This window comes from Nocardia rosealba, assembly GCF_020216065.1.
Classification (GTDB): Bacteria; Actinomycetota; Actinomycetes; order Mycobacteriales; family Mycobacteriaceae; genus Nocardia; species Nocardia rosealba.
The window spans coordinates 528796-551825 of sequence record NZ_JAIWNA010000002.1 but is presented as its reverse complement, the minus strand read 5'-3'; the positions used below and the strand labels follow the sequence as shown (position 1 = coordinate 551825).

28 protein-coding genes and 1 pseudogene are annotated in these 23030 nt (G+C 66.2%); 18 read left to right on the top strand and 11 right to left on the bottom strand.

The features are described from left to right. Positions 1 to 197: 197 nt before the first annotated feature. From LDL21_RS09425 to LDL21_RS30015, 3 genes are all read left to right on the top strand, one after another. A complete protein-coding gene (locus LDL21_RS09425; RefSeq protein ID WP_225279662.1) occupies positions 198 to 1505 on the top strand; it encodes a hypothetical protein in 1308 nt (435 codons plus the stop codon). Then, entirely contained in the window at positions 1502 to 2830 is a 1329-nt protein-coding gene (locus LDL21_RS09420; protein WP_225279661.1) for an outer membrane protein assembly factor BamB family protein, read from the top strand. The genes LDL21_RS09425 and LDL21_RS09420 overlap by 4 nt, the downstream gene beginning before the upstream one ends. A 245-nt stretch (positions 2831 to 3075) precedes the next feature. After that, a complete protein-coding gene (locus tag LDL21_RS30015; protein WP_225279660.1) occupies positions 3076 to 3417 on the top strand; it encodes a DUF2510 domain-containing protein in 342 nt (113 codons plus the stop codon). Positions 3418 to 3642: 225 nt separating this feature from the next. Here LDL21_RS30015 and LDL21_RS09410 read toward each other — a convergent pair whose 3' ends face one another. Next, on the bottom strand, positions 3643 to 4221 hold the full coding sequence (locus LDL21_RS09410; RefSeq protein WP_225279659.1) for a GNAT family N-acetyltransferase: 579 nt from the start codon (positions 4219 to 4221) through the stop codon (positions 3643 to 3645). A gap of 113 nt (positions 4222 to 4334) precedes the next feature. On the opposite strand from LDL21_RS09410, the gene LDL21_RS09405 reads away from it, so the two are divergent. The 3 genes from LDL21_RS09405 (at position 4335) to LDL21_RS09395 (ending at position 6991) form a co-directional block, all read left to right on the top strand. Continuing rightward, on the top strand, positions 4335 to 4895 hold the full coding sequence (locus LDL21_RS09405) for a TetR/AcrR family transcriptional regulator (RefSeq protein ID WP_225279658.1): 561 nt from the start codon (positions 4335 to 4337) through the stop codon (positions 4893 to 4895). 304 nt (positions 4896 to 5199) lie between these two features. Continuing rightward, positions 5200 to 6294, top strand: a complete 1095-nt coding sequence (locus LDL21_RS09400; protein ID WP_225279657.1) for an asparaginase — start codon at positions 5200 to 5202, stop codon at positions 6292 to 6294. A gap of 211 nt (positions 6295 to 6505) precedes the next feature. Beyond that, complete coding sequence (locus tag LDL21_RS09395) at positions 6506 to 6991, top strand: hypothetical protein (protein WP_225279656.1); 486 nt, start codon at positions 6506 to 6508, stop codon at positions 6989 to 6991. A gap of 159 nt (positions 6992 to 7150) precedes the next feature. Here the strand turns inward: LDL21_RS09395 and LDL21_RS09390 are convergent, their stop codons facing one another. Continuing rightward, complete coding sequence (locus LDL21_RS09390) at positions 7151 to 7717, bottom strand: TetR/AcrR family transcriptional regulator (RefSeq protein ID WP_225279655.1); 567 nt, start codon at positions 7715 to 7717, stop codon at positions 7151 to 7153. Positions 7718 to 7756: 39 nt separating this feature from the next. Between LDL21_RS09390 and LDL21_RS09385 the strand changes: the two genes are divergently transcribed. The 3 genes from LDL21_RS09385 (at position 7757) to LDL21_RS09375 (ending at position 10682) form a co-directional block, all read left to right on the top strand. Beyond that, positions 7757 to 9001, top strand: coding sequence for a KasA/KasB family beta-ketoacyl-ACP synthase (locus LDL21_RS09385; protein ID WP_225279654.1), 1245 nt, complete (start codon positions 7757 to 7759; stop codon positions 8999 to 9001). 245 nt (positions 9002 to 9246) lie between these two features. Next, entirely contained in the window at positions 9247 to 10413 is a 1167-nt protein-coding gene (locus LDL21_RS09380) for a hypothetical protein (protein WP_225279653.1), read from the top strand. Next, complete coding sequence (locus tag LDL21_RS09375) at positions 10410 to 10682, top strand: hypothetical protein (RefSeq protein WP_225279652.1); 273 nt, start codon at positions 10410 to 10412, stop codon at positions 10680 to 10682. The genes LDL21_RS09380 and LDL21_RS09375 overlap by 4 nt, the downstream gene beginning before the upstream one ends. 4 nt (positions 10683 to 10686) lie before the next feature. On the opposite strand, the gene LDL21_RS09370 is transcribed toward LDL21_RS09375, so the two are convergent. Then, positions 10687 to 11331, bottom strand: coding sequence for a VanZ family protein (locus LDL21_RS09370; protein WP_225279651.1), 645 nt, complete (start codon positions 11329 to 11331; stop codon positions 10687 to 10689). Positions 11332 to 11455: 124 nt separating this feature from the next. Here LDL21_RS09370 and LDL21_RS09365 point away from each other — a divergent pair, with 124 nt between their 5' ends. Next, complete coding sequence (locus LDL21_RS09365) at positions 11456 to 11629, top strand: CsbD family protein (protein WP_225279650.1); 174 nt, start codon at positions 11456 to 11458, stop codon at positions 11627 to 11629. Here the strand turns inward: LDL21_RS09365 and LDL21_RS09360 are convergent. Further along, the gene (locus tag LDL21_RS09360) at positions 11619 to 11831 is read right to left on the bottom strand and encodes a hypothetical protein (RefSeq protein ID WP_225279649.1); all 213 of its coding nucleotides are present in this window, start codon (positions 11829 to 11831) and stop codon (positions 11619 to 11621) included. The genes LDL21_RS09365 and LDL21_RS09360 overlap by 11 nt on opposite strands. Here LDL21_RS09360 and LDL21_RS09355 point away from each other — a divergent pair. Then, a complete protein-coding gene (locus tag LDL21_RS09355; RefSeq protein WP_225279648.1) occupies positions 11821 to 12552 on the top strand; it encodes a DUF1206 domain-containing protein in 732 nt (243 codons plus the stop codon). The two genes, LDL21_RS09360 and LDL21_RS09355, sit on opposite strands and share 11 nt — an antisense overlap. A gap of 174 nt (positions 12553 to 12726) precedes the next feature. On the opposite strand, the gene LDL21_RS09350 is transcribed toward LDL21_RS09355, so the two are convergent. The 3 genes from LDL21_RS09350 to LDL21_RS09340 form a co-directional block, all read right to left on the bottom strand. Further along, positions 12727 to 13419, bottom strand: a complete 693-nt coding sequence (locus LDL21_RS09350; RefSeq protein ID WP_225279647.1) for an NAD(P)-dependent oxidoreductase — start codon at positions 13417 to 13419, stop codon at positions 12727 to 12729. Between the two features lie 152 nt (positions 13420 to 13571). Continuing rightward, positions 13572 to 14384 carry an SDR family oxidoreductase gene (locus LDL21_RS09345; protein ID WP_225279646.1) on the bottom strand — a complete coding sequence of 271 codons (813 nt, stop codon included), beginning with the start codon at positions 14382 to 14384 and terminating at the stop codon, positions 13572 to 13574. A 195-nt stretch (positions 14385 to 14579) separates the two neighbouring features. Then, on the bottom strand, positions 14580 to 14831 hold the full coding sequence (locus LDL21_RS09340) for a hypothetical protein (RefSeq protein ID WP_225279645.1): 252 nt from the start codon (positions 14829 to 14831) through the stop codon (positions 14580 to 14582). A 111-nt stretch (positions 14832 to 14942) separates the two neighbouring features. Here LDL21_RS09340 and LDL21_RS09335 point away from each other — a divergent pair, with 111 nt between their 5' ends. Next, positions 14943 to 15335 carry a VOC family protein gene (locus LDL21_RS09335; protein WP_225279644.1) on the top strand — a complete coding sequence of 131 codons (393 nt, stop codon included), beginning with the start codon at positions 14943 to 14945 and terminating at the stop codon, positions 15333 to 15335. 362 nt (positions 15336 to 15697) lie between these two features. Continuing rightward, a pseudogene (locus LDL21_RS30240) lies at positions 15698 to 15837 on the top strand (Tn3 family transposase); the annotation flags it as partial. A gap of 99 nt (positions 15838 to 15936) precedes the next feature. Here the strand turns inward: LDL21_RS30240 and LDL21_RS09330 are convergent. Continuing rightward, positions 15937 to 16695 carry an SDR family NAD(P)-dependent oxidoreductase gene (locus tag LDL21_RS09330; RefSeq protein ID WP_225279643.1) on the bottom strand — a complete coding sequence of 253 codons (759 nt, stop codon included), beginning with the start codon at positions 16693 to 16695 and terminating at the stop codon, positions 15937 to 15939. A 145-nt stretch (positions 16696 to 16840) separates the two neighbouring features. On the opposite strand from LDL21_RS09330, the gene LDL21_RS09325 reads away from it, so the two are divergent. Beyond that, positions 16841 to 17476 carry a TetR/AcrR family transcriptional regulator gene (locus LDL21_RS09325; protein WP_225279642.1) on the top strand — a complete coding sequence of 212 codons (636 nt, stop codon included), beginning with the start codon at positions 16841 to 16843 and terminating at the stop codon, positions 17474 to 17476. A 44-nt stretch (positions 17477 to 17520) separates the two neighbouring features. Here the strand turns inward: LDL21_RS09325 and LDL21_RS09320 are convergent, their stop codons facing one another. Further along, positions 17521 to 18120: a TetR/AcrR family transcriptional regulator gene (locus tag LDL21_RS09320; protein ID WP_225279641.1), complete on the bottom strand. Its 600-nt coding sequence runs from the start codon at positions 18118 to 18120 to the stop codon at positions 17521 to 17523. 65 nt (positions 18121 to 18185) lie between these two features. Here LDL21_RS09320 and LDL21_RS09315 point away from each other — a divergent pair, with 65 nt between their 5' ends. The 4 genes from LDL21_RS09315 (at position 18186) to LDL21_RS09300 (ending at position 21256) form a co-directional block, all read left to right on the top strand. Then, entirely contained in the window at positions 18186 to 19250 is a 1065-nt protein-coding gene (locus tag LDL21_RS09315; protein ID WP_225279640.1) for a zinc-binding dehydrogenase, read from the top strand. Continuing rightward, entirely contained in the window at positions 19247 to 19849 is a 603-nt protein-coding gene (locus tag LDL21_RS09310; RefSeq protein ID WP_225279639.1) for an NADPH-dependent F420 reductase, read from the top strand. The genes LDL21_RS09315 and LDL21_RS09310 overlap by 4 nt, the downstream gene beginning before the upstream one ends. A 64-nt stretch (positions 19850 to 19913) precedes the next feature. Beyond that, positions 19914 to 21026 (top strand): alkene reductase, encoded by a 1113-nt coding sequence (locus tag LDL21_RS09305; RefSeq protein WP_225279638.1) that lies wholly within the window; start codon positions 19914 to 19916, stop codon positions 21024 to 21026. A 35-nt stretch (positions 21027 to 21061) separates the two neighbouring features. Continuing rightward, positions 21062 to 21256: a hypothetical protein gene (locus LDL21_RS09300; RefSeq protein WP_225279637.1), complete on the top strand. Its 195-nt coding sequence runs from the start codon at positions 21062 to 21064 to the stop codon at positions 21254 to 21256. Here the strand turns inward: LDL21_RS09300 and LDL21_RS09295 are convergent. Beyond that, positions 21245 to 21622, bottom strand: coding sequence for a hypothetical protein (locus tag LDL21_RS09295; protein ID WP_225279636.1), 378 nt, complete (start codon positions 21620 to 21622; stop codon positions 21245 to 21247). The genes LDL21_RS09300 and LDL21_RS09295 overlap by 12 nt on opposite strands. A gap of 233 nt (positions 21623 to 21855) precedes the next feature. Further along, positions 21856 to 23022: an MFS transporter gene (locus LDL21_RS09290; protein WP_225279635.1), complete on the bottom strand. Its 1167-nt coding sequence runs from the start codon at positions 23020 to 23022 to the stop codon at positions 21856 to 21858. Positions 23023 to 23030: the final 8 nt, after the last annotated feature.

The following is a 23030-nucleotide window of genomic DNA, read 5'->3' as shown; positions in this document are numbered from 1 at the left end:
CGGTCCACCCGATCGCCGATCCCCGCGACGGACTCCTAGCCGGCACTGCACAAGGCGGATGCGCAGTTGCCACAGACCTCGATCACCTGCGCCTGTACGAACTCCTGGGGCTCGGGCGGGAGGAACCGAGATCTTCTACGCTCTGAGCCATCCGGACAGCGCCCGCGTATTGTCCGAGCCGTTCCAGAGGAGGCCGGATGCCGGACAAGATGCCAACGCGCGCGATTACGGGATGGACCGTCGCACTGTGGAGCTTCACGGCGGTGGCCGGTGGGGTGATCGTCGGAGGGCTTCTGCACGAGCCGGAACCCGAGCTCACCACCGCACCGCCCACCACCACCGTTTCCGTCACGCCCGAGGCAGAGCCGCCGACGCCGGTCCGGGTTCGTCCGTCCGTGACGTTCCCGACGCAGATTCCCGGCTGTTCGAGCGTCGAAGCACCGTCGTCCGACGAGACGTACGGCGCGGTCTTCGGCCCCGGCGAATACGACAATCCGGCCTATCCGTGGTTCTCGGGGCGGAAGGCTGTCGCGATGTCGACGGCACTGCGTGCCGCGCTCCCGACCGACGTGACGCTCGAATTCGGGTCACCCGACCGATCACTGCTGTTCGAACCGATCCTCGGGGACCCCAACAGCCCGTTCGGCGGATTCACCGATGCGGGAGCGGACCTACGGCGCGGTGCGGGTGCCGGGTCGCTGTGGGTGACTGTCGAGCAGTCCGCAGAACCGGTCCCGGCGTGCACGGCGGGTTGGCTCGACGAGCGCCGAACCATGCCGGACGGTTCGACCGTCGACCTGCACGACACCTGGGAGGAACTCGACGGTATCCGGACATTGTCACGCAGCGCCCGGGCCTACCGTCCCGACGGCAGCCGGATCATGGTCGTCTCCACCGACGCGCCGTCCGGGTCGATGCCGACCGGAACCGTGCCGCTCACCAAGGACGAACTGGTCGCGATCGTGCTCGCCGACGGGCTCGGTGTCGGCGATCCGATTCCGCCGGGCACGATCGAACCGCCGCCGCCTTGCCATGTGCGAGTAGACAATTCGCCGGTACTGGACGAAGCAGTGGCAGCACGGGTGAACGCGGCGCTGGCCGGCGCGCTCGACGGGATCAGCACGGACCGCCCGCTCGGCGATGTGCGACCCGACGACTTCGGTCGGGGCGGGCTGTGTCAGGCGGTTCGGGTCACCACGCCGGGGCAGCCCGCCACACTGACCGTGTCGATCGCCGCAGGACAACCGATGCCGAACGCTGAACCCGAGCACGGCGGTTCCGCACGGACCGGCGCCGACGGCGCCGTGATCGAAACCCGCGAGGAGTACTTCACCACCGCCGATCAATCCGGGCGCACCGCAGAAGAATTCGTGCGGACCGTCGTTCTCACCAAACCGGACGGCACCCGCATCGACGTCACCTGTCGCGCAGAAAGGCCGTCGTCACCGATGTCGTTCGAACAACTCGAGCAGATCGCTCTCGCACCGGGTTCGGTGACGCCGTGACGACGCCGGGACTACGTGGGCTCATCGTCGCCACTGTCGCCGCGCTCGCCACCGGCATCGGGGCGGTGGTGGTGTTGTCGCAACCCGCAGATACCACTCGCAAGATCACCGGAACCAACAGTGCCGCACCGGGTCTGGCCTGGTCGGTGAGCGCGGCCGAGTTGTCCGGGTCGGCAGATGCGGTCTTCCGTTCGCCGGTGTTCGGCACCGAATTCGATTCGGGTAGTACAGGTTTCGTCTCGACCGACGACATCCTGGTGACCGTGGTCGGCACCGGGGACGCCTCGACCCTGTACGGCATCGATGCGTACGACGGGAGCATCCGCTGGCGTGCGCCCGCCGCCGATCTCGGTGGCTGCGCCGACGTGCCCGTCGACGGGCACCTGGTGTGCTTCACCGGGTTCGGCGCCGACGGTACGGCCGTGGTCGGCTACGACCTGTCCACGGGACAATCGACACGCACCCCGATCGACTGGTCTCCTTTCGCTATCGCCGCCACCCAGGACCGGGTGTATCTGGTGGAGGGCAACGCCGAAGACGATGACGTGCGGGTGCGAGCGGGCACGCTGCAGGACCCGGATCGGTTCTGGACCACGCAGTTCGCGCTGGGCGGCGCCTGGGAGGACGTGCTGATGGACATCATCATCGACGTCACGCACGGCCAGGGCGTGCTCACGCTCAGCAGTGACCTGGCAGGCTTCGACCTCGACACCGGTGCGCCCACCTGGACCACCACCCGCACCGGCTGCGGCTGGTCGAGCGCCCTCACGGGTGCGCTGGTGCGGCGCGTCTCCTGCGACACCGGCACCGACATCCTCGACCAAACCGGCAAGCCACTGGCGACGACCGAAACCCCCGGCCGCACCCTGCTCGATCACCCCGCCGACGACACGATCCCCGTCGTCCTCGGCAACCACGCCTACGACCGCCGCACGGGCGCCACCGTGTGGACCTCCCCCGACCTGGAGGCCACTTCCACCTCGACCCTCGTGGCCGTCGTCGATGACACTGCCCTCCTGGCCGACCCGGAAGCCCAAACGCTGACAGCCCTCGACATGCACACCGGCCACCGCCGCTGGCAACACCCCCACTCCACCCCCATCGAAACCGTCGCCACCACCACCGACTCGATCGTCATCACCCACCCCAGCGGCCTCACCGCCCTCGACCCCACCACCGGCGAACCACTCTGGGACATCCCCTTCCGCGCCGTCCACCCAGACCCCCACGCCCTCACCGCGGACGGCACGCCACTCCCCCAGCCCGACGACCGCCTCGTCTACGTCAGCGCCCGAACAGCCATCGGCCTACGCCCCCTGCCCTGACACCACAGATCCCAAGCGAGCAGGGTCGCGGGTGGTTGCAGCTGTCGGGTCACGCCGCGCCCGATCAGTCGCCGGGTCGCGCCGAAGGACGAAACGCGGGCATGGTTATGAATTCAGCAGGTTTGCGCCAACTCGTTCCCGGGTGCAGTCGAAATCCGTATGCTGGCCGCCTGCCGCAAGCCGGGTCATACAAGGGGCCAACCATGTTCGAGCAAGGACCACAGCCGCCCACGCACCCGCGATATGTGTCAGCACCACCCAACGCACCGAACCGGAATCCCTGGTGGGCGGCCGTACTCATCGGTATGTTCGCCATCTTCGTGCTCACCCGCGACGGCAGCAGTACGAGCGGCGCGCTGACCGCAATGCTCATACTCGGTGTCCCACTCGTCCTTGTGGTGCTGATCGTGCGCGCGCTGTATCGAGTAGGCGAACCACGGCCTGCACCAATCACTTTCGTCACATCCTCCGTGCCACCGGACACCCGGTCCGCGCCGCCGCCGGGTTGGTACAACAACCCGGACGGTGCCGACGAACGCTGGTGGGACGGGCGCGACTGGACCGCACACACGCGTCGGCCGAACTAGGGCGACCTGGGCAGGGACGACCCGAACTCGTGCGCCGCGGATTCGATGGCTCGGCGGATGGTGTCGCCGGCGTCCCAGCCGTCAGGGATGGGGAGGTAACCGAGGAAGGCCTCCGAGTTCTAGTGATTCATCTGTGGCCTTATCGGCGGGTCGTCGGCCCAGGCGAGCTTGGTTCCGCTCGGTACGCTGCGACCCGTATTGCGACATCGGCCTCGCCTGGCACGGCTAGGCCGCGCGACGGTGCATTCGCCATACGGACAGGCCACCGTCGAGGGTGATGTGGTCGACCACCGAGAACCCGAACCGTTGGTACAGCGGGAGGTTTCGTTCGGTCGAGGTATCCAGCCAACAGGCATGCCCGGCTCGATCGAGTTCGGTCAGGCCATGTTTCATCAGGGCCGTGCCGAGGCCGGTTCCTCTGGATTGTGGTGTAGTACCGATGGTGGCCAGCAGCCAGGCGCCGTCGAGCACCGGCAGCGCCGACAGTCGTTCCTCGGCCACCATCAGGTGATCTAGTCGGTCGCCGTGCAGGTCCGCGATTTCGGCCGACACCGACGCGCTCGGCGCTGGGGCGTCGGGCGGTAGGAAAGCGATCACGCCATGGCCGGTGGTGTCGATGTAGGCCCTCCCGTACGGAAGCGCCATGTGTTCGAGATAGATGCGCTGTAGCGATGAGATGCGTTGTAGGTGAGCGTCTTTCGCGACGCACCAATTCGTCCAGGGGTAGTCGACGAAGGCCTCGCCGAGTACTTGCGCGGCACGGTCGAGGTCTGGGGTGGACAAGGTTCGGATTGCAGTGGGCACAGTCAATTTGTACCCATGTACAAATTGGCTGTCCAGTCTATTTCCCGCTCGCGTACGATCGCACCTTGGCGTTCGGTGTCCGAGGCCGAACGAAACGTGCGTTGGAGAGATCGATGGCTTATCTGGCCCGCGCCGCGCGCCGTCATTCGATCGTCGAGGCGGCAGCCACGGTGGTGGCACGAGACGGACTGAGCGCGGTGACGGCGCGCACCGTCGCGAGCGAGCTCGGCGGCTCACAAGGACAGATTCACCATCACTTCTCCTCGACCGATGAACTCGCCGCGGATGCGTGGCGGCAGTACGCGGCCCGCGAGATAGCCACCTACCAGCACGCGGCCCTCGACCTCGAGCCGGCGGCCGCGCTTGCACTGTTCTTCTCCGACCTGGTCGGCGACGGCGAGGGGCACGCACTGGCTCGTTGGGCCGAGGCCGGCGCGCACGCCCAACTGCGCGGCCCGGTCGCGAGCAGCTATGTCGAAACCCTCACGCAATTGACCGACGTCCTCACCGCCGTGATGTCCCGTGCCGTCGCCGATGCGACCCAGGCGCGAGCGGCTGCCGCTCGCCTGTTGATGCTCGGTGTCGGCCTCGCCGGAATTACCCGCATCACCGATGACCCGCCAGTGCCGGTCCGGACGGTCATGGCTTCCGCGATTCGCGCCGAAATCCCCTGACAGATACCTCGAGGCGTCGCCGTTAGGGGCTCCTGTCCGTCGCGAGTTGATGTGACGCAGTGACTTGGTCGTTGAACTGGGATGCGTCAGGTTTGTGGCAGCTATTGCCGTCGGTGTTCTGCCGGATTGCTGGCGGTTGGTCCCGTCGATGCGGTGGTAACGTTCAGTAGTCCTTCACGGACGAATCCGCAAGCGTTGCAGACGGTTTGAGAGACTGTGTTGCCGAGGCCGTACCTCGGTATCGGATCGAGGTACCACCGGGGAATGATGCGCTCGCGGACGGGGCGTTCGTAGCCTGACTCGCATGTCCACAGTCTCGAGGATCGCCGCGGTGATCGCTCTCGTCGGAACCGTCACCGGCACCGGAATCGTGCTCGGCTCAGCAGGTTACGCGCCCGCGCAGACAATGCAGCGGGTAGCGGTGATCGGTCTCGGCGGCACCATCGCCGGTACTTCCGACCGGCGCACGGATTTCGAAACCTATCGGCCAGGCACCCGCCCGATCGCCGAGCTCGTCGACTCCCTCCGTCCCGAGGTCGGCGATCTCGCGATGCTGTCGACCGAGGATTTCGGGCAGAAGGGGTCCGGCGACTACACCGTGGGCGACCTCTACGATCTGGCACGGCTGGTCGAACGCCGTCTCGAAGATCACGACTCCGCCGTCATCAGCACCGGTTCGGCCACCATGGAGGAACTGAGCTACTTCCTCGACCTGACCGTCCGCAGCACGAAACCGGTCGTGGTGACCGGCGCGATGCGCCCCTGGTCCGCGCTCGGTAGCGACGGTCCGGCCAACCTGTACAACGCGATTCGCCTGGCGGCGAGCAACCGGACCACCTGTTTCGGCACGGTCGTCACCCTCAACGACCAGATCTTCCCGGCCCGCGACGCCACGAAGACCGATTCGGCGCGGGTGAACACCTTCACCACCCGCGAGTACGGCGACCTCGGCACCATCGATCAAGCGGGTATCCGCCTGCAACGCGCCCCGGCCCGCGTCCGACACTGCGCCGATCCCGCCAACTGGGCCACGCCGTTCGACCTGACCATGATGGACGGCGACGCCCTCCCCCGTGTCGATATCGCCCACAGCTATCTCGGTGCTCCCGCCGCACCCATCACCGCGGCCGTCGCGGCGGGCGCCAAGGGCATCGTCTTCGCGGGCACGCCCGCACCCGACCAGGCGACCGCTGCGATGGCGACCGAGGGCGTCACTTTGGTCGCCACCAACGCCTACGGCTCCGGCGCGGTCACCGTCGACCCGAAGATCGGCGTCGTCAGCGGTGGCGACCTCGCCCCCAAGAAGGCGCGCGTACTGCTCCTGCTGATCCTGGCCAGAACTGCCGACCACGATCAGATCACGGCCTGGTTCCACGCGTACGGCAACCAACAGTTCTGAGCGCCTCCGGGAATGGAGTTCCTCGGTCGGTCGCTACCTGATTCCGGAGGACGCCTAATCACCTGTCGGCTCGGTTCGGTGACCGGCTTTGTCGGTCGTCGTCACCAGCGGCAAAAATTGACGTCATAGCGCATCTGGTCTCGGCCCCGTAGGCCCGTGTGGGACACGAAATCAAGCTGCGTTTCGATGAGCCGGCTGACAGGATGCCAGGATGGCGGATCTGCAGTGGGACGAAGTCAAGAACTTCTTCGACCCGCACCTGATGGGGACACTTCCGGACGTGTCCGTCGCTTCCACCTCGGCCGAGGATTGGCAGGCGGTGTTCGACATGGTCCGGTCGGAGGGCTGGGCCTGGGAGTACTCCGAGGGCGATATTGCGCGGCGGTTGCCGTCCGGCGCTGAATTCTTGTCGCGTCCTGCTGATGCGGAGATAGCCCAACTGCGCGTCTGGCCCACCCCAGATGTGCTGGTGATCTTTCGTCCGTGGTCTGCGACGGAGATCGACTTCGACGTCGACCTCCGCCAGCTGCAGGGCCAGGCGGGAGTGGACACCCTGTGCGGCTTCCTGTGCGCGGTCGGCCGGCGACTGGGCAAACCGGTGTTGATGAGCGCAGAGGGCGGCTCCCCACCTCCGGTGCTCGGTTTCGACCCGGCCGCCGATCGCGTGGTACTGCTGGCCGATCCAGAGTTCACCTGAATTTCGTTCTGCACGAACCGGGTTCACGCACACGAATCAGTTCACCGCAACAGAGATTCCGACGTCAGCATTCATCGATCAGTGACGTCGCAGATTACCGACCACCCGGTTCTGGCGGCGCTCGTGGTGGCAGATGTGGTGGTCACCGCAACCCACGACCTATCGGTCGGACGGCAAGACCGCGTTGATCAGGGCGCGGGCTGCGTGGCCAGTGCGTTCCCGGTCGCCCGTGATCACACGGTCTTGAATGATGCCCCGCAGTCCCGAGACCAGAAGCGTCGCCACCACTTCAGGCTCTCGAGCCAATCCGGTCCTGCGCAGCGCCGCTGCGAGTTCGCCGACAAAGGTCGCGATCGCGGAATTCGCATAGTCGTGGTACGGCGATTCCGGCGCACACGCGGCACCGAGCACCTGCAACAGCACCCGTACGCTGTCCGCCTCCGCGCCGTCGGAATTCAGGTCGAAGAAGCCGACGAGCCGATCGCGTAGCTGCGCGGGTTCGACCACGTCGGCGAATACCGCGGCCAGGTCTGGTCGCTGTGTGGCCAGAGCCTGGACCAGTAATTCTTCCTTGGTGTCGAAGTAGTAGATCAGCATCCGCGAACTGGTCCCGAGTGCGGCGGCCAGCGGGCGCAGGGACAGTTCGGTCAAACCGTGCGAAGCGATATACGCGACGACGCCGGCCAACAGCTCAGCGCGTTTGCGGTGGTCGAGGGGACGGGCCATAGGTTGACTGTACCGACTGCTACAGGTATTCATGACGGCATGAATGTACCGATCGCTTCAGAAACCGCGGAAGGCGTGGTGGTGACCGCGTATGCGGCAACCACCGCACTCGCCGACACCATGGACGAGACCTGGTCACGTCTGCTGCGCGGCGAGAGCGGCATCCGTGCACTGCCTGCGGAGTTCCTCGCCGAGCACGATCTGCCGGTGCGGATCGGCGGACCACTGGTCACCTCACCCGATACCGAGCTGACGCGAATCGAACAGCGTAGGAATTCCTACGTCGAACGCATGGCTCTCGTCCTAGGAAGGCAGGTCTGGCAGGCAGCGGGCGCCCCGGACGTCGACCGCGAGCGCCTCGCTGTCGCCATCGGCACCGGCCTCGGCGGCGGTGACGCGCTGATCGATGCCGTCGACGCGATGCGGGCTGGCGGCTACCGCAAGGTCTCTCCGCTGGCCGTACCGATGGTGATGCCCAACGGCCCTGCCGCCACCGTCGGGCTCGAAATCGGAGCGCAGGGTGGTGTTTTCGCACCGGTCTCAGCCTGCTCGTCGGGATCGGAAGCGATCGCGCACGCATGGCGGCTGATCCGCACCGGTGAGGCCGACGTGGTGGTCACCGGTGGCGTCGAAGGACACATCGACCCTGTCCCCATCGCGGGCTTCGCGATGATGCGGGCGATGAGTACCCGCAACAACGAGCCCGAGTGCGCCTCCCGGCCCTTCGATCGCGACCGTGACGGCTTCGTCTTCGGGGAAGCGGGCGCGCTGCTCGTGCTCGAATCCGAGCGGCACGCGAAAGCACGAGGCGCGCAGATCCATGCCAAGGTGCTCGGTGCTGGCATCACCTCCGACGCCTTCCACATCGTCGCCTCCGACCCCACCGGGACCGGAGCCGCACGGGCGATGCGCAAAGCGATTCACACTGCCGGACTCCGTGTTTCCGATATCGACCACGTGAACGCGCATGCGACGTCGACACCGATCGGTGACGCCTCCGAAGCAGCCGCCATCACCGCCGTCACTCCTGATGCGTCGGTGTATGCACCGAAATCAGCGCTAGGGCATTCGATCGGCGCGGTCGGCGCGGTCGAATCGGTCCTCACGATCCTGACCTTGCGTGAGCAAATCGTCCCGGCCACCCTGAACTTCGAAAATCCCGACCCGGCGATCGATCTCGACATCGTCGCGGGCGCGCCACGATCACAGCGAATCGACTACGCACTCAACAACTCATTCGGATTCGGCGGCCACAACGTCGCGCTCGCATTCGGCAAACCATAGTGGAAGTGGGCGCGGTGGCTGCGCCGCCCAGCGTCGTGTCGATGTCGCGCAGCCTTTCGACCGTGCTGACCAAGTAGATGATCTGTTCGAGCCGGACCATTCCGCGGCGGTCTCGCGTCGGACCGGCGTGCGGGTGCGCTATCGCTGTCAGGCGAACCGTCGACCGATGGCGTGCAAGCTGACCCGAGAAGTCAGGGAAACCCGGTTCCAAGTGAATGTTCTTGCCGCGCATGTACCTTCGGAGCATGGGGAGTAGAGCCGGAGCGGTGCGCCGGTTACGCGGTCCGCTCACGGTGGTGATCGCGACGGTGGTCGCGATTTCGGTCGTGTGTGTGCTGCCGGGATGGTGGTGCGGCCGGGACGCGGACGGGTGGTATCGAGGTGACACCGCGTTGCTGCGCGGACTCGCCGAGGAGATGGTGGCCTTCGAAGCCGCCGACGATCATCGGCGAGCCTCCGGCGGTGGGGACGGGATCGCAGGCATGTGGGGGTTGCTCGCCCATCAGATGACGGCACAGGGTTTGGCGCAAGCGTGTCTGGAACATCCCGAATGGCGGGAGCGGTATGCCCCGGTCATCACTCGCGCCGCGGTCAAAAGTCTTTTGCCCCAGATGCGTTCGGAGTTCACGTCGGCATGGCAGGGCCGCGACGGACTCGCCGATCTCGACAGCGCCGACGGTCACGCCTATCTCTCCTATCCGGCCCTCGCGCTCGGGATGGCCCGGTGGATCGATCCAGCCTTTCCTGCCGACCTTGCCGTTCAGCACGATGCACTGATCACCGCCCTCGAGCGGCGGCTGCTCGCTTCGCCGACCGGGCTGCTCGACACCTTTCCCGGCAGGGCGTATCCCACCGATGTCGCGGCGGTCGCGGCGGCGATCGCGGTGCACGGCAGGGTGACGGGTGTCGATCACACGGCGGTCATCGCGCATTGGGCGCGCCAGGTGCGCACGGTTCAGATCGATCGGGACACCGGACTGGTGATCCAGCGTATGGGCACCGATGGCCGGGCCCAGGACGTACCACGCGCTTCGGGAACCGGTTTGGCGGCCTATTTCGCCGGCTTCGCGGACCGATCGCTCGCCCAAGAATTGGCAGCAGGGCTGTTCGGACAGGAAAGAACTCTCCTCGGATTCAGCGCGATCGATGAGTACGGCGATGGCTACAGCGGCCCCGGCGATATGGACAGTGGCCCCTTGGTACTCGGAATATCGGTGTCGGCCACCGGTTTCGCACTCGCTCCCGCCCGCGCCTTCGGCCACCGCGAAACCTTCACCCGCCTGTTCCGCACAGCCGACCTCTTCGGACTATCGCTACAGAGCGGAACCCGCACACGATTCGCGACCGGCGGCGTGATCGGCAACGCGCTCATGCTCGCGTTCCTGTCTTCGGGACCGGAGCTGGCCCGATGAAGGTCCCGCACGCAGTGTCGACCGTGTGGCGCCTGTTCCGCATTCCGCTGGTCCTGGTGGTGGTCTACCTCGCTCTGCATGCGGCTCTGGCGGCGTCGTCGGCTCGGCACGGGTATGGGTCACCCGATGGCCTCGGCGCAGGCTTCGTGACACTCGCCGTTGTCGTGGTGGCGCTGCGCCTCGCGCTGATCATCGTCGTCCCAGCGGTTCTCGCCTACCGCGTCGTGACACTGGTCCTGGCAGAGATCCAACCACTTGACACGCGATAGGCGGCTACGGGGTCCTTCGCCAGGATCTCGAAGCGACGTCACGATCCGTTGCGACAACGCCTGCCTCTGTCAGCGGGTTGTCCGCCGGATCGGGTCGGTGCGGCGGCGGCACGAGGAACCGAACGCTCCACGATTGTCTGCTCATCGTCAGCAGATGCGCACCGATGCCGGCGCCAACCGCGTTCATCAGCACATCGTCCACTGATGACACCCGTCCGATATTCAGGACATATTGGGCGAGTTCGAGTGTCGCCGACAGCGCGGCACCGAGTACGAGCATCCGCCATATGCCGGTGAAGCGAGGGAATCGCAAGGGCAGCAGGAAACCCAATGGGACGAATATCGCGGTGTTCGCGCCGATCTGCACGATGGTCTCGAAGGAGAACTCGCTCAGCGTCGCGGCGAGATCGCGCAGCGGAACCGCGCTGACCGTCCTGGTGCCGCCGGTCGGTGTCAGGATCATCCACACCCAGGGCAACGTCCCGGCGACAATCCCCACTTCGGTCAGGCTGCGCAGCAACGCGATCGGCCGTTCGATTCCCGCACGGGCCCGCCACCAGAGCAGCAGCGCCACGATGAGGGGAATCGCTGTGACTCCGATCCCCCATGCCACCAGCACCGGCCCCCAGGCCTCCCATACTCGCCCCACACACGAAACTTACGTGGTTGCCATGGTCTCGCCTCGGCCGCCTAGATCTCCATATCGAAGATCAACATCGTTGACACCTGCGGGACTACGGCGTTGACTTGGTCCATAGAGCGAGGAAAATGCCATGAGTACGAGTAAGAAGATCGCGAATTCCGTCGAGGCCACCAAGGGGCGGGTGAAGAAGGTGATCGGGCGGGCTACGGGTAACCGGCGGCTCGAGGCGCAAGGGCGGGCCGAGCAGGTCAAGGGCAACCTGAAGCAGTCCGGTGCCAAGATCAGGGACGCCTTCAAGAACTAGTTGCGCCGAACGAGACCTCGCAGTAGATCCTGCGCCGACCGTCGCGGAACGACCTCGACGGATCAACGACACGCAGGGTGATCAGCATGCCGAACCACACCAACTCATCGTCGTACGAGAATTCGTCCACTGCCGTGGCCCGGGTGGCCCAGAACAGTATCTTCGAACGATTCGCCCGCGCGGGGTTGGTGATGAGCGGCATCGTGCACCTGATCATCGGCTACATCGCCATCCGGCTCGCCCTCGGTGGCGGGGCGGGTACGGCCGATCAATCGGGTGCTATGACCGAACTGGCTGCCAAGCCGGGCGGTGTTTTCGCGCTCTGGGCCGGCGTCGTCGCGTTCACGCTGATGGCGTTGTGGCGGCTGGCCGAAGCGGCGCTCGGCAGCTCGTCCGAACCTGACTCCGAGAGCAAGAAGTCGGAGGCCGTCAACAGGGTGAAGGCGTTCTCGTTGGCGGTGGTCTATCTCGCTTTCGCCATCTCCGCCTTCGGATTCGCGCGGGGCGCAGGCACATCCAGTAGCGCACAGAGCACCGGGATCACAGCTGAGATGATGCAATCCACCGTGGGCACGGTTGCTCTCGTGATCGCCGGGCTGATCATCATCGCGATCGGCGGCTATCACATCTACAAGGGGGCGACCCAGCGCTTCCTCGCCGACCTGCAAGGCGACACGAGCACCCTGGTTCGCAGGTTGGGCACCGTGGGTTACGTCGCGAAGGGATTGGCCGTCGCGGCAATCGGATTGCTGGTCATACTGGCGGTCGGCCGATCCGATCCCGGCGAAGCCACCGGACTCGACGGTGCGTTCAAAACCCTTGGGGCACAGCCCTTCGGAGCCGCCTTGTTGATCGCTGCGGGCGCGGGCATCATCGCTTACGGTCTCTACAGTTTCGCCATGGCGCGCTACACCAAGATGTAGCCGACCTCGGCATCACGGTCTTCGCCAGGCCCGACCGCCTGAACGCACCCCTTCGACCACCGGAATGGCCTTGGCACGAGGCCCGGTCCCGGACCCATGCCGTCTACGGCGAAGGCGCCCGAGCGATCCTCGACCTGGCGTTGGCCGGACAGGCCGGTCTCGGAGGTGATGGTCTCATTTGTTGAATGCTTCCCGTCGCAGCAGTTGCGCCATACTCGGATTGTCGGTGACGGTGACGACCGATACGACTTCACGCACGAATTGCTCCTCCTCGGCCAAGCGCAACAGGCTTGCCGCAAGATCGACACGAGCTGTGAACCGTCGGTCTATATGCCCCGCCGCCATCGTGTAGTCGGTGACGGTCGGCAAGTCGTACAGCCCACTCGGTCGCACGATGGTCCAGTCCAGATCGCTGCCCTCGACCAGGGTTTCCATCCGCCGCATGTCGTCATACAGGGTTCGGCCGAGCACCCGCGCCACGTAGGGCTGAAGGATCCGGTTGAACAGGATTCCAGCGTCGGAATAGGGCTTCGGGTCGACCGCGCTCGAGGAGACCACCACGAGGCGGCGCACGCCGTGCCGGTGCATGGCGGCCAAGATGTTGGCCGATCCCGCCGAGTACGTGGTGATCTCGCGCTTGCCGAAAGGTACTCCGAGTGTGGACAGCACAGCATCCGCGCCCGCGATCGCCGAGTCGACCGCGTCCGGTCGCAACACATCCCCTTCGAAGACCGTCAGGCGGTCATGTGCGAGCGGGAATTCAAAGGGCTTGCGGGTGACGGCGACGACGTCGTGCCCGTGGCCGAGAGCTTGCTCTGTGAGCAGGCGGCCCGTGGGACCGTTGGCCCCGAAAACGATGATGCGCATGACTTCCTCGAGGTGTCGTTCCGGCACCAACCCTTCCGGGTGCCGTATGTTACGAGAACAATATCATCTGTTTTGGAAGTCATACAATATGCATTCGGTACTCAATCAACGGCAGGTCGTCCACGGGCAAGGCCGCCATGAGGCGGGCAATGTCAGCGAGCGGCGGCTACCGTCGCGGCTACCCACTCTGCGAAGGACGGACCGGCCAGTGTGGCGTGCGGGGACGGCAACAGGGTGCCGTTTTCGAATTGCTCGCGGTCGGGGTTGGCATCATCGGAGGTCTCGATGATCTGCAGGGCGTCGCCACGAGCAGCTATCAGCGCCGCAGCGGCAGAAGCCATCGTTTCCGGCTGCGGACCCGCGATCTCGGGGAACGGAATATCCTCGGCGGCAATCGGACTCATCGCCAGATCGACCAACGCTTCGGCGACGGTCCGCGCGGCGACCAACTGGGTGCGCATGCCCTGGACGTAAGCAACATCGCCCTGGGTGCCCCACCCGACCATCACCTCGACGAGTTCATGGAACTGCGCCGCACGCAGAATCTGCACCGGCAGCGCACCTTTGAGCAATTCCTGCTCGTGCGCGAGCTTGGCGGCGTTGTACCCGGCGAGCGAGCCGTCGATCCCGATGATGGACACCACGACCAACCGCTCGACCCCGGCACGCTCTCCCGCCGCGTGCAGGTTCCGCGCGGAAGCGGTGAAGAACTCCGTGGCCACCTGCTGATCGGCCGATGGGGTGCTCGACGCGTCGATAACGATGTCGACCCCAGACAAAGCCTCATCGAGGCCGGCTCCGCTCTCGATGTCGACACCGTTGGCCCGGGAGAACGCGACAACCTCATGCCCACGCTCGACCAGCACATCCACCACGTGCCGCCCCAGCCGACCGGTCGCCCCAGCCACCGCAATCTTCTTCTGCTCCACCATGGTCCGCTCCTTCATCGCGATTTCGACGTTCACAGAGTCGACGGAGCAGCCAACCGAAGTGTGACATCGCCTGGTCAGGAGGTTTCGAGACTCCCTCTCTCGACACGCCAATCCTGCCCGGCTGCTCGCACACGCTCTGCCTCGGCGACCTGCGATCGGTATCGTTCCGATGGGCCGATGACGGTGCCTCGGTTCCGGCGGGCCAACGTTCGACGGCGTCGCAGACCGCTAAAAGAGAAAAATCAAGAACCCGAACCAGGCCACTCCTACACACAGGAGGACCAGCAACAAAGCAGCGATGAACACCGAGGAGCAGACGAGCACCCGGACAAGCCGAGACTTGCGATGCGCTTCTGGTCGAACCCCATTCCCTTGGCCGGGGGGAACCTCTGTTCCGGCGGCATCCACCGTGCTGCCCGCAATCCTCTCGAGGATCGCATCGGTTCCCCCACCATGCCCGACCTGGTCACGCTCGCCCACGCCACCAGAGTGCCACAGAGCAAGGACCCTGGCGCCTGACGTAAAGGTGGGCTATTGCCACGCCACCACTGGATCAGCATGCTGATGGGTCGGGCTTCCTATGCTCAGATGATGCATCTGGAGCTGGTAGCGATCGTGGTCGAGGAGTATGACCCGGCCATCGAGTTCTTCGTCTCGGTGTTGAGGTTCGAACTGATCGAGGACGTGCCGTCGCTGACCGACGACGGCCGACCCAAGCGGTGGGTGGTGGTTCGCCCGCCGGGTGCGCAAACCGGGATTCTGCTGGCGCGGGCGGATGGTGAACGGCAGGCAGCTGTAGTCGGTAGCCAGGTTGCCGGTCGCGTGGGATTCTTCCTGCGGGTCGATGACTTTCAGTCAGAATATGCCCGGTTGGTCGCAGCGGGCGTCGAATTCGTGACGCAACCGCGGTCCGAGCCGTATGGCTGTGTCGCGGTCTTTTTGGACATTGCCGGCAACCGGTGGGATCTACTGGGCCCTGCCTAGCGAGGCGTATGCGTGAATCGTGCGAGCGGGTGACGAGCACACCAAAGTTGCGGTAGCGCAGCCGCGAAATCAGGCGGCTGACCGCTATCGCACCGACATCGTTCGTACGCGCGTAGCACTTTGCCTCCAACGCGAAGTCGATTGCGACCCGATCCGCCGCAAGACACCCGTGCCTGAGCCGCGCAATAGGACAGGGTGCACGTGTCCACGAGCAGACTCGCCGCCAGCGCGCGGACGGCGGCGCCCTCGTCGGCCAGCCCGGATTCCGAGACGGGGTGCACGGTGAGATAGACCCCCCGACCCGAAACAGGCGCGCCTCGGCCCGGGCGACGCGATCCGACAGATCAGCAGCGTCCTCAACAGCGACGTCGACCTGCGGGGCGGCGTTCGCGGAGTACGGGCGGATCGCGAAGACCGAGCACCTGCTGCGAGTCGTCGACCCGGTGGACCGTCGGCAGATGAACCGGCAGCTCACGTGGAGGAGTCCCGCCACAAGCCGGCGCCCGGCGCCCACTGCGCGACCCGGATGCCCCAGAGCTGGACGAGGACGAGACCGGGCGGAATGAATCCGGCGCGGTCCGGGACAGGCTCGCCCGGTCGATCAGAGGAAGGCGCCGCCGGAGACCTCGATGCGCTGGGCGGTCATCCAGCGCAGGCCCTCCGACGCCAGCGTGGCGATGGCGTCGCCGATCTCCTCGGGTTCGCCGACGCGGCCGAGGGCGGTCTGCCCGGCGAGACCCTGGCGCATCTGGGTGTCATCGCGCATGGCACCGCCGTTGAAGTCGGTGGCGGTCGGCCCCGGGGCAATGGAGTTGACTCGGATGCCGCGGGGGCCGAGTTCTGCGGCCAGAGTGCGGCTCAGGGCCTCGACGGCGGCCTTCGAGGCGGAGTAGACCGAGGTCGCGGGACTGGTGTGACGAGTCAACGACGACGAGACGTTGATGACGCGGGCACCCTGCGCCAGCAACGGCACAAGCGACTGGATAAGGAAGAACGTGCCACGCACGTTCGTGCCGAACACCGTGTCGAAGTCGACGGCCGTGACCGCTTCCAGCGGGCCGAAGACACCCACCCCCGCGTTGTTGACCACGATATCGAGCCGCGAAACCCCCCACCGCTCGAGCAGTCCGCTCAACTCGGAAGTGAAGACTCCGAAAGAGGAGACGTCGCTGATGTCGAGACGCACGACAGCGGCAGTCCCGCCCGCAGCGTGCACTTGCTGCGTCGTCTCCTCTGCCCCGGCCGCATCACCGCGATGGGTGACCACGACCCGCACTCCGCGCGCCGCCAGGGCAAGAGCCGTACTCCGACCCAGGCCACGGTTCGCACCGGTCACCAAAGCGATCCTGTCGACTGTCATCAGTTGCTCCCTCATTGCACGGCATTCGAGAGACGGCGGGCGCCGCAATCAGATACGAGTCGAGTGACTCGCCTTTCATCGACTGTAGGCAGACCAAAGGAGGTGAGTCAAGTGACTCGCCTCGGAGTTGGGGCATACTGCACGCATGGCAGCAGAGCTCTCCACACATCACCGCCGCCTCGCCCAGCAAAAGCGTGAGGCGATCATCTCCGCAGCCACGGACCTTTTCCTCAACCGCGGTTACGACGGCACTTCCCTCGCCCGCATTGCCGAAGGGGCGGCAGTCTCGAAGTCCACCCTGTTCAAGCAGTTCCCCACCAAGGCAGCCCTTTTCGAGGCCATCGTCACCGAGTCCTGGCAGCGCGACGCCGGAGGCGCCGTCGCACCGCCTCAGGCCGGAGACCTGCGTTCCGGCCTGACCTCCATCGGCCATCGCTACGCCGACCTGATCGGCCGGCCCGGCATGACAGCCCTGTTCCGCATCGTCATCGCCGAGCTGCCCCGCTTCCCCGAACTGGGGCGGATGCAGTTCCAGCTCGGCAAGCTGCCCTACTTCACCTCGGTCCAGCACTACCTCGAGTCGGAGCACGAGGCCGGTAACGCCTACGTCCCGGACGCCGAGAGCGCCGCCAACCAGTTCCTCGGAATGATCGCCAACTACGTCCTGTGGCCCCGCATGCTGCTGACCGACTGGGACCCCTCAGCCTCTGACATCCGCTACGCCGTCGAGCAGGCGGTTGAGACCGCGCTCGCCCGGTACGCCTCCGATCAACCAGGCTGACCCGAAGCTGGAATTCGTACGCAGGGCTGGACGACGCGAAGCCGTCAGTCGAGAGCGTGGGCGCGACAGGTCCGCAGAATCTCGTCGGACAGTTCGGGCTGGACGTGGCTCACTGCGCGGGCGAGAGCCATCGCCCCTACGAGTCGGCTGAGCAGCAGCACCGCGCGCTCCCGCGCCTCCTGTGAGGTGATCTCCCCTTCGTGCTCGCGGGCGAACTCCTCGGCGAAGCCGGTGAGGTACCCCTCCACGCCGGCTGCGTAGGCGCTCTGGACCGTGTCGCTGTGCCGTCCGGCGTCGGTGACCAGGGAGGCGGAGGGACAGCCGCCGTCCAGGGCGTCGCGGTGGGCGGCCGAAAGATAGTTGTCCACCACTCGCTTCAGCGGTGGGCCGGTGAGATCGTCGCCTTCCCCGAGGATGTGATCCAGGGAGCACAGAGAGGCTTGGAACGAGGCACTGCATGCCTCGGCGGCCAGGTCCCCTTTGGACGCGAAATGGTTGTAGAAGCCGCCGTGGGTCAGGCCCGCTTCCTTCATCAGTTCGGCGATCCCTACGGCATCGATGCCCTGCGAGCGGAACATGCGCCCGGCCGCCTCGACGATGTTCTGCCGGTTCCTGGCCTTGTCTTCCCTGGTGATCCGCGGCATGGCCGCCCTCCTGTGTCGGCAGTGTTTGACGTTTTCAAGGTTACCCCTCATCATTATCTTTAATGATGACCATCATTAAAGAAGAGGTGGAGGCGCCGATGCGCACCCTGGAGCACACGCGGCAAGGGGACGCCGCACAGGTACTGACCCTGAGGGAGGAACGCCACCGGCCGAGTCCCGGCGTCGGAGAGGTTCTGGTCCGCATGCTGGTCCGGCCCATCCATCCAGGGGACCTGATCGGTGTGGAGGGTCTACCGGGGCAGCCGGAACAGCAGTGGGGGCCTCGGACTCCCGGAGTGGAGGGGATGGGCGTCGTCGAGAGCGTCGGAGCAAACGTCCGTGCACCGCTCCTGGGGCGGCGGGTGGCGGTTTTCCCGGCGCCGGGAACGTGGAGCGACTTCGTCGTGGTCCCAGCCGATCTGGCGGTGCCGGTGCCGGACGGAGTCAGCGACGAGACCGCAGCCCTGATGCTGGTCAACCCGCTGACGGTGCGCATGCTGTACCGCGCGGTGGAGAAGGCCCTGCGCGGGCAGACGGGTCCGGTCCTTCAGACCGCCGCCGGTTCGTCCATCGGCAGGTTGGTCAGCGCGGCCGCGGCCAGGCACAACCTGCGGTTGATCAACCTCGTGCGCAGCACCTCCGGTGCCGAGAAGGTGGGGACCTTATACCCCTCCCAGCCCGTGATCGCGACATGCGATGACGACTGGCAGCAACAAGTCCGCCGCCATGCCGGCGAGCGGGGCGTCCATGTGGTCCTCGACTGTGTCGGCGGTGCCATGACTCAGCACCTCGCCGAACTGCTCGCCGACGGTGGCACTCTGATCTCCTACGGACATCTGAGTTCCGGCACGACACCGCTCGAGGCGCTGCCTCTCATCGCGCGGGAGCTGACGGTGCGGGGAGTGTCGATACTGCACTGGATGAGCCGAACCCCCAGGGAGCGGGCTGAGGATGTCGCCTTCGCCCAGGATCTGGCGCAGCGCAGGCCGGACCTGCTCGAAGTCGCCGCCGGCTACGATCTCGCCGACTTCAACGCGGCCGTCGAGCACGCCCGTCGCCCCGCCAAGAGCGGGACCGTCCTGCTCACCACACTGCGGGCGGCCGGCTCCGGACAGGGGGCGGGACGATGAAGATCGGAATGCTCGGAGCTGGAGAAGTCGCACAGGCCATCGCCCGGCATGCGATCCGTCACGGCCACGAGGTCGTGCTCAGCAACAGCCGAGGGCCTGCCTCCCTGGCCCCGCTGGTCAAGGACCTCGGCGCGCTCGCGACGGCCGCAACCCCTGCGGAGGCCGCCGTCGCGGACCTCGTCGTGCTCGCGGTTCCCTGGCCGCAGATCCCTGACGCCGTCGCCGGGCTCCCCCGCCTGGACAGGACCGTCGTCATCGACACCACCAACCAGTTCGCCTCCCTGTCCCCGACCCCGGAGATCGCCGATCTGGGCGACCTCACCGGGAGCGAATACGTAGCCTCCCTGCTTCCCGGCGCACGCGTGGTCAAGGCGTTCAACGCCCTCTACGCGCAGTTCATCGCACCCGATCCCCGCCACGAGGCAGGGCGGCAGGTGCTGTTCCTCGCCGGCGACGACGCCGATGCCAAGAACACCGTGAGAAACCTGACCTCCGAGTTCGGCTTCGCCCCCGTCGACCTCGGAACGCTGCGTGAGGGAGGACGCCTCATCCAGCTCGGCGGCCCCCTGTCCGCCCTCCACGCCCTCCAGCAGGACTGATCCCCCAACCCGCTTGTGCTCCTCGAGCCCACGAGGAGCACCTTCCATCACGAAAGAGATCCTCATGTCCGACCTGACCTCAGTACCCGGCACCCAGCCCCTCCTGCAGCCTGTTCAACTGGGCGCGCTCGAGCTGCCCAACCGCGTCGTCATGGCTCCCATGACACGCGCTCGGGCCAGCAACGAAGAACTGGCCCCTACCGCCCTGCACGCCACCTACTACGCGCAGCGCGCCGGCGCCGGCCTGATCATCAGCGAAGGGACCTGGGTCAGCACGGACGCGATCGGGTTCATCAACGTCCCAGGCATATACACCGACGCCCAGACCGCCGGCTGGGCCGAGGTCACCGAAGCCGTGCACGCCGCGGGAGGCAGGATCGTCTCGCAACTCGGTCACGCCGGCGCCGCCTCCCACCCGGATCACCACGGTGGCAGGCTCCCCGCCGGCCCGTCGGCAATCAATCCCCACGAGATGTCCTTCACCCCCGACGGTCCGAAGGACTCACTCACCCCACGCGCTCTGAGCGCCGCAGAGATCGCCACCACGATCGGCACCTACCAGCAGGCAGCCGCCAACGCCCTGCGCGCCGGATTCGACGGCCTGGAGATCCACGCGCAGGTGTCCCACCTCGTGGCCCAGTTCCTCAACCCACGGCTCAACCAGCGCACCGACGCCTACGGCGGCAACAGCGAGAAGCGAGCCCAGTTCCTCCTCGACATCGTCGACGCCGTCACCAGCGTGTGGGACAGCGACCGCATCGGAATCAAACTCTCGCCCTACTGGAATCACGGGCCCGCCTTTACAGCGGACGCCGAGACGCTGGACGAGTACGACCAGCTCCTCGAGCACCTCGACGACAGCAACCTCGCCTACCTCCACCTCCTCGGCCCGGAACCCGACACAGGAACCGACACCCTCACCGCATTCACCCGCTACCGCGCCCACTACCGCGGCGCCGTCATCGCCAACCTCGGCTTTACGCAAGCGAGCGGCAACGAGCTACTCGAACGGCAGCTGGCCGAGGCGGTTTCCTTCGGGGCCCCCTTCATCGCCAATCCAGACCTCGTCGATCGATTCACGCACGGCCACCCTCTCGCCGCCGGCAACCGCGACACGTACTTCGCGGGTGACGCCGCGGGATATACGGACTACCCCGCGGTGACCGGCTCCTACTAAGTCCGTCGTTTGGATCATGCGGCAGGTCGCGGGTTATGGCAGGCACAATTGCGGCGTTGTCGTCGGTTGCTGACGTCCCCCAGCCTTCGGCAGGGGGCGCCCCCAGCGCGTTGGATGCCGACCCGGTGCGCGACATCGCGGTCCTCACCGCACCGGATCGGCACTTACGTCACGTGATCCACGGCGATACCGTCACCGATATCGCGACGGCCGTGCCGTCAGTCCACTGAGAGCAGGTCCTTGACCAGCTTACCGTCCTTCATGATGATCACCAGGTTCTTCTCTGGATCGGTGAGCACCCTGATATCAGCCACGGGGTCGCCGTCGATGAGCAGCAGGTCGGCCCACGCACCTTCCTTGATGACGCCGAGCGGCGCGGGATAGGGATTGCGTGGGCCCGCCAGGGCGAGCATCCGGCCGTTGTTGCCGGTGGCCTGGGCGAGAACCTCACCATTGGTGAACCACTTGGTCCGGTGGACGAACTCGTCGCCGATATCGGCAATCGCCTGGGGATTGGTGATGATGTCCCGGAATCTGGTCGCCACCGCCTGCCGATCGCCGCTCCCGCACCATTCACCACCGTCGGGCAACAACACCTGGCTTCCAATAGTTGTCAGTACCAGGGCTTTTCGCGAATTGCCGTCAGCCGACGGCACAGTTCAGTCATCACTACACGCGGGTATTCCACTCCACGCCGTCTCGGGACTCGCCGAATCCAGGATCTCCGACCAGTCGAGCTATAGGCCGTCGCGCGCACAGATTTCGAGGGACCGTACGAGCCGTTCTGCTCTCGCGCGGATGGAATGGAGGCCCGCCGAGCTCTGTCCTGTCATCGGGCAACCTCCGCGTGACTGGCCGTTGGCGACATCGTCCTGTTCCACAACAGGGCCGCCAGAGCCCCTGCCGCGGCAACCAGACACATGACTGCGGTGCCTGCATCGAAGAGGAGCGCGCCGAGGCTGTTGCCCAGGGCGATTCCCACGTACAGCGCTGAGGCGTTCGTTCCGATGGCGACAGAACCGATTGTCGGCATCGCATCGAGCAGGCGGTGCTGCTGCGGTGGCGTCTGCGCCCAACTGGCGGCACCCCAGATCGCGGCAGCGAGGACCAGCACTATCGCCGGTGGACCGACAGCCATTGCGAGGAAGGCTGCCGCCATGAGTGCGTAGGCGATGGCGAGGGTGCGGGTCGGGCCGAGTATGTCTGTCAGGCTTCCGCTGGTCAGCGATCCGACGACTGCACCGATGCCGTAAGCGGTGAGGATCGCGACGAACCATCCGCTGTGCCCGTCCGGGGACAGCTTCGCAATGTAGGCGTACGGAACATACGCAGCGGCCATACCCAGCACGGTCAAGGCGAGAATGGACAAGGCGCGCGGTTCCGTCAGCGGGACCAGTCGGTCCGCGATGCGGTGAGGTGACCCCGCGGGTGGGTTCGGCGCCGTGGTGTGAATCAAGATCGCTGCGACGAGGGCCAGTCCCGCGATCGCGAACAGCGCCCCCCGCCAGCTCGTGGTGGCCGCCAGCACATGACCGACCGGCACACCGAGAGCGGTCGCGATGGTCAGCCCCGCGATCACCAGGGCAAGCGCGCGTCCACGGTGTCGTTCATCGGCGACACGCGTGGCGAGCACACCTGCGGCGGGGGTGACGACCGAGGCCGCAAGAGCGGCGATGATCCGCCCCGCCAGAAACAGCGCGAACCCCGTACTCACGGCACAGACGACATTGGCCAGGGCGAGGATCAGCAAGGCGACCGCGATCACCACACGCGGCCGGGCCGAACTCGTCACCGCCGCCAGGACCGGCGCGCCGAGTGCGTATGACGCGGCGAAAACTGTCACGGAAAGGCCGGCCGTAGCGGTGGACACGCCCATGTCGGCGGCCAGTGCGGGCAGGAATCCGGCGACGACCCAGGTGTCGGTGCCCACCGCGATCGTCGCGGCCAGCAAAGGTAACAGCCGGGGCCACCATCGCCTCGAATTGTCGATATCCATTGTCCACA